This window comes from Rhodococcus sp. NPDC006774, from assembly GCF_040636045.1.
GTDB lineage: Bacteria > Actinomycetota > Actinomycetes > Mycobacteriales > Mycobacteriaceae > Rhodococcoides.
Genome location: NZ_JBEYIW010000010.1, coordinates 218,151 through 231,122, shown reverse-complemented (window position 1 = coordinate 231,122; position 12,972 = coordinate 218,151). Strand labels below are relative to the sequence as shown.

Here is a 12,972-nt window from a genome sequence, read left to right as displayed (position 1 = left end):
CCATTCCGAACCCGGAAGCTAAGCCCTCCAGCGCCGATGGTACTGCACTCGACAGGGTGTGGGAGAGTAGGACACCGCCGAACACAATTTGCCAGAACACCCTCAGACCACTGGTCTGGGGGTGTTCTGCATTTCGAAACCACCCACACACCCACACCGACAAACGCGCGCGCATCCGCCATCCGCGCGCACACTCGCACCCCGAACACTCACCATTTCCCCGCGCACCCGACACACGCACGCGCATGTGCGATGAGCGGGGGCTGCCTGAACTCGGGGTGCCGGCAGGCCACGCGACTGCGAACCGCGAATACGAGGACAAACGCGCGCGCATTCGCCATCCGCGCGCACAATCGCATCCCAACCTGTACCTATTCCGCGCGCACCTGGCAGACGCGCGCGCATTCGCGACGATCCGGGCCGAACCCGGATGCCGGCGCGCACACCGGCGGCCCCCCGAGCTGCCCGGCACCCCGACAGCCCCCTACTCCCACCCCCTCCGGCAAACGCGCGTGCATTCGCCATCCGCGCGCAGAATCGCACCTTGACCTTTACCTGCTTCCCGCGCACCTGACAAACGCGCGCGCATTCGCTCGCCGCCAGGCCGAACATCCCCTCCCGGCCAGTCTTCGTGGGCTCCCACGAGATTCTGTGGCACAGTCGATATCGATGAAACTCGCCGTCGATCAACGCCGCGTCAGCAGAATTCTGCTCGATTTCGATCTGAGCATCGAATTCGACAACGGTGCCAGCATTGCCTTCAGTGAGGTGACGGTCGATGACCTCATCGTCGACGAGGACAATCAGTTCGAGGGCCTACGAGCCTTCGCGACATTGCACGGACTTGTGTGCGACGACGCAGACTACGACGAATCCGGCGTTCTCCGTCTGACGTTCGGTGGCCGGCAGCGAGTGGTGGCCAGTCCGCGAGTCGAGGTGGAATCCTGGGAGTACAGCGCCGCGGACGGCTCGACTGTGTTGTGTGGACCGGAAGGGGCCGTCGAATCGTGGCCCGCACCCGAGCACCCGGAGGCGGAAGCCCAGACTGTCGAGAGGCTTCCTTCCATCGGTGCCACTGTGGTCCGGCTCTCGACCGGCGACGACCCTGCCGTCGAATTCTCGGACGGCACGAAGTTGCTGTTCGACCTCGCCCTCGACGCCGGGTACCTCGTCTTGCGGGAAAGCGTGACGTCGAGCTCCCGCTCGGACAGTGCTGCTGCAGCACAGGGGGACTGGGTCGTCGAACTGTCCTCGGGTCACGTGATCTTCTACCGACCGCGCACCGTGTAGGGCCTACCGAATTGAGTCTCGACACCGGGGGAGTACAGCACCGAGTCCGGTGGCCGGGTACTCACACCGGGTAGGCCCGCCGCTGCCACGAGCTCGTCGGCGCAGTGGGTCAGCTCCGCATCGACCAGTGGCCAGTGTCGGTGCACGTTCGGAACGTACAACAGGCGTCCGGCGAGTGAGGTGTGCAATCCCCAACGCGCGGTGAGGAACACAGCGAGTGGATCCTCGGACATGTCGCGTGACCCTCTGACGACGCCGAAGTCCGTCGTTGCGCCTCGGCGCGGCGGTGCGAGTCGTCGGCTGCGGTAGCCGATCGTTCGACTGTCGTCGTCGATGTCGATCGATGACCAGCGGTACGGAACGCGAGCGGCGTTGGTGCCCAACACGACTGCGAGTCTGGTTGCTTCCAGGGATCGGAACACGACGCCGCGTCGACCCTCCGCGTCGATCGAGTACAGGCGCACGTTGATCTCACCGAACGTGCCGAAGTACGGAACGGGGTGACGGTAGCCGAGGCCGGCTCCGACCATGTGGAAGCCGATCAGTCCGACCCACGACGAGCCGTCGAATTCGTCGGGCGCGCACCCTCGGGGCAACAGCGGGGCGACAGCCGAACTCGGAACCCGCCAGTGCAGAAAGACGAGCCGTTCCCATCGCTGATCCATCAGGATCGGACGAGGCAGCAGTGGTGGCCGCGGCCAGAGGCGTCGGGCATCGTCTCGATTCATCGTTCGAGCGTAGGCGCGACGCGTCAGGAGGCAGTGAATCGGGCGTGCACGCTCGCGGAGATCGTGATGTTCTCCGGTTTGAGGGCAAACCCGGCCGGCGCGGATGTGGCGGCGAACATGCGCGCCGAGGATTCGGCACCACCACTCTCCGTGATCCCTGGCAGCAGACCGGGGTCGGCCACCGCGACGGCCTGCACGCCCGATCTCCCCAGGCTCGACGCGTAGGACTCGGCCTTGGAGACGGCGTCACGAACAGCAAGTTCTCGGACGGCGAGGGTGTGAGCAGTTCTGCTGGATTCGGTGAGGTCCCAGCCGAAGTGGTCGATCGACACTCCCTCGAGTGCGGATGCTGCGTAGACGAACGCATCCACCAGATCGAGTTGGCTGAACTGCACCTCCACGGACGCCTCCGCTTGATACACGTACGGCAGTTGTTCTCCGTCGTGGTTGAACGGGCGGTGGCGCGAGTGGCGCACTTGGTCGACCGACCACCGATCGATGGGGCCGCCGTCGCTGTTGTAGAGCGGCTCGACCAATCTCGTGAGCTCCCGGACGAGTTGCTGAGCCGGTTCGGACGCCGACTCCGCCGTTCGTCCGTCGGTACGGACGGTCAGCGACAGCGTGCACTGCTCGGGCGGATAGGTGGCTGCGCCGTGACCGACGACTGTGATGTCGAGTGCTTCATGGCTCATGGCGTCCAGTCTCGCATCCGCGCACCGATATTCACCGAATCTCAACAGTGCTGGCCGACGCGTCAGGTGGGGAGGACAATTGCGAACATGCTTCCTGTTCTCGATCTTGCTTCCGCCGAAAACGACCCCCGCGCGTTCCAGCGGTCACTGCGCGAAGCTGCTCATCGTTCCGGCTTCTTCTATCTCGTCGGACACGGGATCGAGACCGAACGAATGCACGAGGTGCTGCGTCTTGCGCGTCGGTTCTTCGCCGTGCCGGACCATGTGAAGGACGAGATCAGTCAGCTGAAGAGCCCGCACTTCCGCGGTTACTCACGGGTGGGTGGGGAGCTGACCAACGGCCGGGTGGACTGGCGGGAGCAGATCGACATCGGACCCGAGCGCCCGGCCATCGACGGGGCCGAGGGGTACTGGAACCTGCAGGGTCCCAATCTGTGGCCGTCACAGCCCACAGGCTTCAGAGAGACGTTCGAGGAGTGGGAACGCACGGTATCGGGTCTCGGACTTCGCCTCCTGCGACATTGGGCGCAATCCCTCGGAGCCCCCGAGAACGTGTTCGACGATGCTTTTGCCACCGCGCCCGCAACGCTCATGAAGGTCGTCCGCTATCCGGGTACTCCCGACCATTCGCAGGGCGTCGGTGCGCACAAGGACTCCGGGGTGTTGACGCTGCTGCTCGTCGAGCCGGACTCGACCGGGCTGCAGGTGGAGACGACGCCCGATACCTGGATCGACGTTCCGCCGTTGGCCGGGGCGTTCATCGTCAACATCGGCGAGCTGTTGGAAGTGGCGACCGGCGGTTATCTACGGGCGACGCGCCATCGGGTCGTCGCGCCAGGGCCTGACACGGACCGGATATCGGTGCCCCACTTTCTGAGCCCGGCCCTCGATGCCGTCGTCCCGGTGATCGAACTGCCCGCCGAATTGGCGCAGCACTCACGAGGTGTCGAGAACGATCCCGACAACCCCATCTACAGCACCTACGGTGAGAACGCGTGGAAGTCACGTACGCGAGCACACCCCGACGTGGCGCAGTTGCACCACGGCATCGCTCCGGCCGGTCGGCAGTCTGCTTACTGACGCCGACTGCTGCCCTGACGTGACGCGCGGTACTGGGCCCACGCCCCGGTGCACCACAGTGCCCAGACGATCAGCAGCGGCTGGAACAGCAATCGGATTCCTCGTGCCGTATCGGAGTCGAGGCCGAACGCGTCGGTGTGGGTGACGAACTGCGAGATGTTGCCGGGGAAGACCGCGACGAAGAACGCTGCGACCACCCAACCCACGAGCGGCGCGCGAGCAGTCCAGAACAGCAGCGCCAGGCCGAGCGCGATCTCCACGACGCCCGATGCCAGCACGACGAAGTCGGTGCTCAGCGGCACCCACTCGGGGACCTGCGCTGCGAACGTCTCGCGCGCCCAGAAGAGGTGGCTGAGCCCGGCGAAGACGAGGAACGCCCCCAACACGACCCGCCCGATGGTGCGAGAAATCGATTTCGTCATGGCGTCATGAGACACCACGGGCACACTGAACACCATGACCGGGAGCGCTTCGACCGACTTCGCTCGTCGCCGATGGGTACTGCATGTCGACCTCGATCAGTTCATCGCCGCCGTCGAAGTGCTGCGCAACCCCGATCTGGTGGGCAAGGCAGTGGTGGTCGGAGGGCGGGGAGATCCCACCGAACGCGGGGTGGTCTCGACGGCCTCGTACGAGGCGCGTGCGAAGGGCGTCGGGTCCGGAATGCCACTGCGCGTCGCTGCGAAGAAGATTCCCGACGCGGTCTTCCTGCCCGTGGACAAGCCGGCGTACGACGAGGCGTCGGCGATGGTGATGGACACTCTGCGGACGTTGGGGTACGTGGTCGAGGTCATCGGCTGGGACGAGGCGTTTCTCGGTGTGGAGACCGACGATCCCGAGGGTGTGGCGAAGACAGTGCACGACGCCGTGTTCGACGCGACGGGGCTGCATTGCTCGGTGGGCATCGGAGACAACAAGTTACGAGCCAAGATCGCCACCGACTTCGACAAGCCGCAGGGCATCTACCGCCTGACGCAGGACAATTGGTTCGAGGTGATGGGCGATCGCGGCACCGATGCGCTGTGGGGGATCGGCAAGAAGATCTCGAAGAGGTTGGCCGCCCTCGGCATCTCGACAGTCCGAGAACTGGCCGATGCGCGGGACGCGGACCTCGCCGCTGCGTTCGGACCGAAGATCGGTCCGTGGCTCGGTACGAAAGGGCGAGGCATCGACCTCGCGCCGGTGACGTCCGAGCCGTGGGTCGCGCGGTCGCACAGCCGTGAGGTCACGTTCCAGACCAACGTCGCCGATTGGGCGGTCATCCGAGACGAGGTCGCCGGTTTGACGTCGAAGGTGTTGGCCGACATCGAAGCCGAGAACCGGCCGGCAGTTCGGGCGGCATTGAAGATCCGCTACGCGCCGTTCGAGACGCACACCGTCAGCGCACCGATCGTCGGTGCGCCGACCTTCGATCCGAAGATTCTGACCTCGGCTGCGGTGGCCCTCGTCGACCGCCTCGACCACAGTCGCGAGGTTCGACTGATCGGCGTCCGGCTGGAAATGACTCCGCCGCAACCTCTCTGACTACTTGCGACCCGCCGCCCAGCGCAGTCCCCAACCGTACTTCTTGTCGAGGTCGGCCTGGCTGCCCTGGATGTACTCCACCTCGCGGGTGACGGTGATCCCCGCAGAAGTGTTCTCCAACAATGCGATCGAGCAGATTCGCGCGGAGTTCTCGGCCGAGTCGAGGCGTACCTCGACCTGTGGTCCGCTGGTGGGGTACAGCGTCACCACCCCGTCCACTGCTGCCCAGTTCGGCGCGCCGTCGTAGATCATCGCGAAGATCAGGATTCGAGCGAACTTCTCGGGATGGGCGAGGTTGATGTGCATGTTCTCGCCTCCGCTGACCGAACCGGAGCGATCGTCGCCGTCGAGCGCGATGAACGGGGCATCCTGCAGTGAACCGAAGCTGTTCCCGAGTGCCTGGACGACGCCCTTGGAACCGTCACGCAGTTCGTAGAGGCAGCCGAGGTCGAGATCGACACCGCCGGAGCCGTACGACGCCGCGGCCAACTTGGCCAGGAAGCCCTTCTTCGGCTGTGCCGCAGGTGCGCCGGTCGACCAGTTCAGGTTGACCCGCATCGAACCCTGCTTCTCGCCGGACTTGGTGAGGCTGATCGTCGGTGACGCCTTGGACAGCGTCACTTTGCTCAGACTGACCGGAGCACCGGCCTGCGACGCCGAGGATTGCCCGGACGAGGGCTTGCGGGTGTAGTCGATGGCCATGGTTGTGCCTTCCGGAACGGTCGGTTACCGGATCGAGGTGTCCGGTTTGGGCGGTGTGTCGACAATAACCGCCTGTCCGAACATCTCGGTGATCGCACCGCTGCGTACGAGAATTCGTCTACGGTCGAGGCACGTTACGCAGATTCGACTTGGCCATTCGCATTGCCTCGCCGACGCCGCCGTTGAGTACGACTTTGCTCATCGCGAGCGCGAATCCCTTGATCTGCTCGCCGGTGATGGTCGGCGGGACGGACAGTGCCAGCGGATCGGTGATCAGTTGCACCAGCGCCGGTCCGTCGACGGCGAACGCGGTCTCGAGTGCGCCGCGGATGTCCTCGGGCTGCTCGACGCGTTGTGCGTGGATACCCGCGGCGGCGGCGATGCCGGTGTAATCGACCTGGGGCACGTCGACGCCGAAGTCGGGCAGACCGTCGACGAGCATCTCGGCCTTGACCATGCCGAGCGTGGAATTGTCGAACAACACGATCTTCACGGGCAGCTTGTACATTGCGACGGTCAAGAGTTCGGAGAGCAGCATCGAGAATCCGCCGTCGCCGGAGATCGAGACGACCTGGCGGCCCGGATTGGCGAACTGCGCTCCGATGGCGTGTGGCAGGGCATTGGCCATCGAACCGTGCAGCATCGACGCGACGAATGCCCTTCTGCCGGTGGGGTTGATGTACCGCGCGGTCCACACGTTGCACATGCCGGTGTCGGTGGTGAACACGGCGTCGTCGGCGGCGAGGTCGTCGAGCACCGAGGCAGCGTACTCGGGGTGGATCGGAACGAGCTTCTCGGCGTTGCGGGTGTACGCGCCGACGGTCTTCCCCATCAGGTCGTTGTGCTTGTCCACCCACTTCTCCACGTAGCGGCGGTCGGTCTTGCGAGTGATCAATGGCTGCAACGCATTCAGTGTTGCCCGAACATCACCGTGGATCGGGTACTGCACCGAGGTTCGACGCCCCAGCTTCGTGGGATCGATGTCGATCTGCGCGGTCGTGACGTCCTCGGGCAGGAACTGCTGATACGGAAAGTCGGTGCCGAGCAGGATGAGCAGATCCGCGTCGTGAATTCCTGCATGGGCCGCGCCGTAGCCCAGCAACCCTGTCATGCCGACGTCGTACGGGTTGTCGTACTGGATGAATTCCTTGCCGCGCAACGAATGTCCGACGGGGGCACCGATGGTGTCGGCGAATGCCACCACCTCGTCGTGAGCACCCTTGACTCCATAGCCGGCGAAGATGGCAACCTTCTCGGCATTGTTGATGGCGTCGGCCAGTTTCTGGATGTCCGCCGCAGGCGGGGTGACGACCGGTGTCGAGGGAATGGCGATCGGATCCATCGTGCCGGCGGCCGACAATTCGGCGATGTCTCCGGGGAGCGTCAGCACCGACACTCCGCCGCCGGTGATGGCGGCATTGATCGCCGCTCGGAACACCCGGGGTGCCTGCTCGGCGGTGGAGACGAATTCGTTGTAGAGCGAGCATTCGCCGAAGAGGCGATCGGGGTGCGTCTCCTCGAAGTACCCCGAGCCGATCTCACTGCTGGGAATGTGCGACGCGATCGCCAGAACCGGTGCGCCGGAACGGTGTGCGTCGTACAGGCCGTTGATCAGATGCAGATTTCCGGGTCCGCACGAACCCGCACAGACGGCGAGTGTGCCGGTGGTCTGCGCGTCGGCAGACGCCGCGAACGCCGCGGCCTCCTCGTGTCGTACGTGAATCCAGTCGATACCGCCCTTGGCCGATCCGCCGGTGCGACGCACTGCGTCGACCACCGGATTGAGACTGTCACCGACGATGCCGTAGATGCGTTGTACGCCGGCGGCGACGAGTCCTCGAACGAGCTGATCGGCCACTGTGGTGGGCATTCACTGTCTCCTCAAAATTCGGTGACGCACCGATATGCCTCGGCTGCGCCTTCTCGACGCCTTCCCTGCACCGAGGGTCTGCCAAACATAGAAGTGCACGCAACGGAGGGTCGTCAAGGTGAACCTGCTGGTGAAGGCCCTCTACGATCTCCGTCACGTCGGGATGTTCCAGGCAGCACCCAGAGATGACTGCGGCTACCCGCCGACCGGCGAGAAGTGGCTGGGTGCAGTTCGCCCCGGAACCGTGGAGTCGCGGACGACCAGCGTCGGCGTGAGTGCCACCGAGGACACCGGCAGTCCGTGAGTGACGGCCAACAGCATTTCGGCTGCGCGTGTGCCGATTTCGCGGTGCGGGCTGTGCACTGTCGTCAAGGGCACCGTCAGCTCGCTGCAGATCGAGATGTCGTTGAAGCCGACGACCGCAACGTCGCGTCCCGGCTGCAATTCCGCTTCGCGCAGGACGCCGAGAACTCCGATGGCACTGAAATCGTTGGTCGCGAAGATCGCCGTCGGCGGTGTCGGCAATGCCAGAAGTGCAGTGGCCCCGCGTCGTCCGGCCTCGGGATCGAAGCCCTCTTCCCGTACGTACTCGTCCGGAACGTCGATGCCTGCATCGCGGAGGGCAGCTCGGCAGCCCTCCAATCGGTCGATTCCGGTGCTGGCCCACGCCGGGCCGGACACGATCCCCACTCGGGTGTGGCCGAGTCTGGCCAAGTGCTCACCGGCGAGGTAACCGCCCCGATGGTCGTCGCACGTCACCGAGGTCATCCCCGGGTATCTACGGCTGATGAGAACGAACTTGATTCCTCGGCGGTGCAGGTCCTCGAGGTTCTCGCTGTCGAGGCGAGCGTCCCCGAAGATGAGGCCGTCGACGTTGCGGCCGAGCAACAGATCGATGCGTCGACGCTGTTGAATCGGATCGTCGTGGGTGTTGGCGACGAAGGTCTCGTACCCGGCACGGTTCGCTGTTTCCTCGATGGCGTCGTACATCGCCGAGAGCACCACGTCGGTCAATCGGGGGACGAGTACACCGAACGCGGTGGACTTCTTGGTGGTCAAGCTCGCCGCGTTGGGGTTGGGGACATAGTCCATCTCGCGGGCCAGCTCGAACAATCGCAGGTCTCCTGCGCTGGCACCGGCCGGGTCGAGCGCAACGCGTCGCAGAGCTCGGGAAACGGTCGAGACATGAACTCCCGCAGCAGCTGCGACCGTTTTGAGCGTGACGTTTCCCGACGTAGTGCTGTCCACTGGCGGTTCCCCTCGATCCTCCGTCGGCGCTGCCCCGACCCCTGATGACCCCTAAGCTAGCACCGTGCGCAATCGTTTGCGCAACAAGTTGCCCTCGAGGAACGGACATTCGATGACAGGTTTGGGTGGTCTCAATCCGTCGCCGACGTCGCTCACGCTCGGCCTGGTTCAGCAGCAGATTCCGCTGATCACGAGCATGGACGATGTGAACGCGACGACCGATCGCGTGTGCAGGCAGTTACGCGAGGCGAAGGCCGGCTTCTCGGCGCTCGACCTCGTGGTGTTCCCCGAGTACTCGCTGCACGGTCTGCGCAAGTCGTCGTGGGCGTCCGACGAGGTTATGTGTGACATGGACGGTCCGCAGGTGGAGCGGTTGCGCGACGCGTGCCGTGAGTCGGCAGTGTGGGGGTGTTTCAGCATCATGGAACGTAACCCCGGCGGAGCGCCGTTCAACTCCGGAATCATCGTCGACGACCGAGGTGACATCGCGCTGTACGTCCGCAAACTGCATCCCTGGACGCCCAAGGAGCCGTGGGAGCCCGGCGACATCGGCCTACCGGTCTGCCCAGGTCCCAAGGGGTCGGTGCTGTCGTTGTTGATCTGCCACGACGGAATGTTTCCCGAGATGGCGCGGGAGGCGAGCTACCGCGGTGCCAACGTGCTGCTGCGCACGGCAGGGTACAAGTTTCCGCTGCGGCAGTCCTGGCGTATCACCAACGAGGCCAATGCTTTTCACAACCTGGCGTACACCGCGTCGGTGTGTCTGGCGGGGGAGGACGGCAACGGCATCCCGTCGATGGGCGAGGCGATGGTGTGCGACTACGAAGGAACGATCGTCGAGCGCGGCGATTCGACACCCGATCGGGTGGTGACCGTGTCGATCGAGCCGGCCAGGGCGGATGCGGCACGTCGCGAGTGGGGAGTGGAGAACAACATCTATCAACTGGGTCATCGTGGGTACACCGCGCTCGATGGAGGGGCGCGCGATTGCCCGTACACCTACGTTCGCGACCTCGCCGACGGAACCTACCGAGTGCCGTGGGAGGACGAGGTTCGCATCGTCGACGGGACCTCGGAGGGGTACGGACCCCCGCGTCGGCTCGGCAGCGCAACCGATTCCGCGCGGGCCGGTCTGCGCGGGGAGTAAGGCGGAGGTTACGCGACCCGTGCCCGTGTAACGGTGCCATTAATTGGTTCCGGATTTGTCGCCCAAAGCTCGACATCGACCGAGAAACCCCTCTATCGTCAGGGCAACGCAATCGGTTGCACGACCGGTTGCGCAGCAAGCGAAAGAAGGCTCGTTTCGATGACTTCCCAGGTAGGCGACTCTCTGGAGCTCACGGATCGCACCCGCCACGACATCGAATCGATGTCGTCGGGGGATGTGTACAAACTGCTGTCCTGCGCGGTACAGCCTCGTCCGATCGCATGGATCTCGACCGTTTCCGGCGACGGCGTCCGCAACCTGGCACCGTTCAGCTTCTTCAACGTCGCGTCGCGCAATCCGGCAACGCTGATGATCTCCATCGGTGAACGCATCGGGTTCCCCGGTGAGTTCAAGGACACACTGGTCAACATTCGCGACACGGGCGAATTCGTCGTCAACATTCCGTCCGCAGACACCGTGGATGCGGTGACCGCGAGTTTCGCCACCGTCGATGCGGAGGTCGACGAATTCGAGCTCTCGCACATGACCGCGGTGCCGTCGGTGTCGGTCGAGGCCCCGTCGGTGCTCGAATCCCTGGTCTCTCTCGAATGCCGCACGATGCAGGAAATTGCACTCGGCACGGACACTCTGGTGTTGGGGACCGTGACGGCGGTGACCAGTAGGCCTGGCCTGCTCACTGCCGACCTGCACGTCGATACTCTCGAACACCGTTTTCTCGGCAGGCTGGCGGGCCCGTTCTACACCACCGACATGAATCGGGTGGCGCAGTGACCGCCTCGGCCCGGCTGCGCGGCGTCGACACCGAGTCGGTCGTCGATACGTTCGATATCGCTGTGGTGCAGACCGGTTCGCGAATCGGAGCCTGGCAGCAGAACATCGACGCGGTGCGCGCAGAGGTGCAGGCTCTCGCCGCGAGCGGGTCGAAGGTGATCGTTCTGCCCGAATTGTTCGCCAGTGGTTACGATCTCGACGGCGTCGAAACCATGGCAGAGTCCGTACCCGGTCGAACGTCGACCGCACTCGGAGCGCTGGCCGCCGAGACCGACACGGTTCTGGTGACGGCCATCGCGTTTCGTGATGCCGACGGAATCGTCTTCGACAGCTCGCTCGTCGTGGGCCCGGGCGGCCTGATTGCTCTGGGACACAAGCGCTTTCTGTGGGACCGAGAGAAATCGGTGTTCACTCCTGGCGCTGAGAGCGGACTGCTGGTCAGCACTCCGTTCGGCACCATCGGCGTCGTGATCTGCTACGAGGCAGGGTTCCCCGAGACGGTCCGAGACCTCGTCCAGCGAGGAGCCGATGTGATCGCCGTACCGTCGGCCTTCGGGCACGTCCGTTTGCACGTGTGGAAGCTGCTCACCCGCTCCCGCGCACTCGAGAACGGCGTCGTCGTCGCGGCCGCCGGACTCACCGGACAAACCGGCGACGGCCCACGGTTCGCGGGCCACAGCGTCATCGTCGGACCACAGGGGCGCACCATCGTCGAGATGGACGAGAGCGTCGGATCGGTGTCGGCAACAGTGACTCGCCGCGAGTTGCTCGACGCACGCGACGAAGTCCCCTATCTGAAAGACCTTGCCCGACTGGGCGGTATCACCGAGACACGAACGACCGAGAACGATCACGAGAGGAACCGAGATGTTCGATCTGCGATCAGCTGATCTGTTGCGCGCCTTCACCCGTCAGCTCGAGCTGTGCAAAGTTCGGCCCGGAGAGCAGGTGGTCATTCTGGCGGAACCGTCGAGCCGCGGTGATTACGTGTCGGCTGCGTTCGGGGCGGCTCAGAGTTTGGGCGCACAGGTACTCTCGGCCACCGTTCCCGGCGGAAGTCCGGCACCGATGCCGAGCACCCACACCGGTGCGGGCCCCGGTCTGGTGTCGGTCATGAACAGTTCGGTCGCACAGGACATGCTCAAGGGAGCCGACCTGGTGGTCGATCTGACCAGCGAGGGCTTCATCCACGCGCCCATCCAGCAGGAGATCCTGGCCGCAGGAACGCGCATCATCTTCGTGTGCGACGCCCCGGACGTGCTCATCAGGAACATGCCGCAGGACGGAGACAAGGAACGGGTGCAGGCCGGCGTCGATCTGATCCGCAACGGTTCGACCATGCGCATCACCAACGAGGCCGGCACCGATCTCACCGTGCAACTGAGCAATTCGCAGCCCGAGTTCCAGGTGGGCTTCGCCGACGACAAGGGACGCTGGGACCACTGGCCGTCCACCATGGTGCTGTGTTGGCCGGAGATCTCCAACGGACAGATCGTGTTGTCCGAGGGCGACATCTTGCTGCCGTTCAAGGAGTACGTCCGCGACAGGACGACACTCGCCGTCACCAACGGCCACATCGACGAGGTCACCGGCGGCGCAGAAGCGGCCCTGCTCAACATGTTCTTCGACGACTCCAACGACAAGTGGGCGCGCTACCTGTCCCACATGGGCTGGGGGTTGATGAAGACCGGCGACTGGTTCGCGGCCGCGATGTACGGCAAGGACGACATCATGGGCATGGACGCCCGAGCGTTCGCAGGCAGCTTCCTGTGGTCCACCGGCCCGCACCCCGTCCTCGGCCGAGACTCCTACGCACACCTCGACATCGGGATGCGCGCCTGCACCGTATCCATCGACGGCATCGACGTCGTCACCGAAGGTCGATTGGTGGAGAACTGA

General features: G+C 64.7%; 13 protein-coding genes. 7 read left to right on the top strand and 6 right to left on the bottom strand.

The features are described from left to right. Nucleotides 1–669: 669 nt before the first annotated feature. Nucleotides 670–1,290 (top strand): DUF6188 family protein, encoded by a 621-nt coding sequence (locus tag ABZ677_RS17390; RefSeq protein WP_358371500.1) that lies wholly within the window; start codon nt 670–672, stop codon nt 1,288–1,290. Here the strand turns inward: ABZ677_RS17390 and ABZ677_RS17385 are convergent. Continuing rightward, the gene (locus ABZ677_RS17385; RefSeq protein ID WP_230596269.1) at nt 1,269–2,018 is read right to left on the bottom strand and encodes a DUF2071 domain-containing protein; all 750 of its coding nucleotides are present in this window, start codon (nt 2,016–2,018) and stop codon (nt 1,269–1,271) included. The genes ABZ677_RS17390 and ABZ677_RS17385 overlap by 22 nt on opposite strands. A gap of 23 nt (nt 2,019–2,041) precedes the next feature. Beyond that, entirely contained in the window at nt 2,042–2,710 is a 669-nt protein-coding gene (locus ABZ677_RS17380; RefSeq protein WP_358371499.1) for an SIMPL domain-containing protein, read from the bottom strand. 87 nt (nt 2,711–2,797) lie between these two features. Between ABZ677_RS17380 and ABZ677_RS17375 the strand changes: the two genes are divergently transcribed. After that, nucleotides 2,798–3,790, top strand: coding sequence for a 2-oxoglutarate and iron-dependent oxygenase domain-containing protein (locus ABZ677_RS17375; RefSeq protein ID WP_358371496.1), 993 nt, complete (start codon nt 2,798–2,800; stop codon nt 3,788–3,790). On the opposite strand, the gene ABZ677_RS17370 is transcribed toward ABZ677_RS17375, so the two are convergent. Further along, nucleotides 3,784–4,212, bottom strand: coding sequence for a hypothetical protein (locus ABZ677_RS17370; RefSeq protein WP_358371493.1), 429 nt, complete (start codon nt 4,210–4,212; stop codon nt 3,784–3,786). The genes ABZ677_RS17375 and ABZ677_RS17370 overlap by 7 nt on opposite strands. A gap of 34 nt (nt 4,213–4,246) precedes the next feature. Between ABZ677_RS17370 and ABZ677_RS17365 the strand changes: the two genes are divergently transcribed. Next, the gene (locus ABZ677_RS17365; protein ID WP_358371491.1) at nt 4,247–5,314 is read left to right on the top strand and encodes a DNA polymerase IV; all 1,068 of its coding nucleotides are present in this window, start codon (nt 4,247–4,249) and stop codon (nt 5,312–5,314) included. On the opposite strand, the gene ABZ677_RS17360 is transcribed toward ABZ677_RS17365, so the two are convergent. The 3 genes from ABZ677_RS17360 to ABZ677_RS17350 form a co-directional block, all read right to left on the bottom strand. Then, the gene (locus tag ABZ677_RS17360) at nt 5,315–6,016 is read right to left on the bottom strand and encodes a tellurium resistance protein (RefSeq protein ID WP_358371488.1); all 702 of its coding nucleotides are present in this window, start codon (nt 6,014–6,016) and stop codon (nt 5,315–5,317) included. Between the two features lie 118 nt (nt 6,017–6,134). Further along, on the bottom strand, nt 6,135–7,886 hold the full coding sequence (locus ABZ677_RS17355) for a pyruvate dehydrogenase (RefSeq protein ID WP_358371485.1): 1,752 nt from the start codon (nt 7,884–7,886) through the stop codon (nt 6,135–6,137). A gap of 195 nt (nt 7,887–8,081) precedes the next feature. After that, nucleotides 8,082–9,134 (bottom strand): LacI family DNA-binding transcriptional regulator, encoded by a 1,053-nt coding sequence (locus ABZ677_RS17350; protein ID WP_358371482.1) that lies wholly within the window; start codon nt 9,132–9,134, stop codon nt 8,082–8,084. Nucleotides 9,135–9,246: 112 nt separating this feature from the next. Between ABZ677_RS17350 and ABZ677_RS17345 the strand changes: the two genes are divergently transcribed. From ABZ677_RS17345 to ABZ677_RS17330, 4 genes are all read left to right on the top strand, one after another. Continuing rightward, nucleotides 9,247–10,281, top strand: a complete 1,035-nt coding sequence (locus ABZ677_RS17345) for a formamidase (RefSeq protein WP_037190707.1) — start codon at nt 9,247–9,249, stop codon at nt 10,279–10,281. Nucleotides 10,282–10,440: 159 nt separating this feature from the next. Continuing rightward, the gene (locus ABZ677_RS17340) at nt 10,441–11,073 is read left to right on the top strand and encodes a flavin reductase family protein (protein ID WP_094629339.1); all 633 of its coding nucleotides are present in this window, start codon (nt 10,441–10,443) and stop codon (nt 11,071–11,073) included. After that, nucleotides 11,070–11,963, top strand: coding sequence for a carbon-nitrogen hydrolase family protein (locus ABZ677_RS17335; protein ID WP_358371478.1), 894 nt, complete (start codon nt 11,070–11,072; stop codon nt 11,961–11,963). Before ABZ677_RS17340 ends, ABZ677_RS17335 begins: the two co-directional genes overlap by 4 nt. After that, nucleotides 11,941–12,972 (top strand): hypothetical protein, encoded by a 1,032-nt coding sequence (locus tag ABZ677_RS17330; protein ID WP_037190708.1) that lies wholly within the window; start codon nt 11,941–11,943, stop codon nt 12,970–12,972. Before ABZ677_RS17335 ends, ABZ677_RS17330 begins: the two co-directional genes overlap by 23 nt.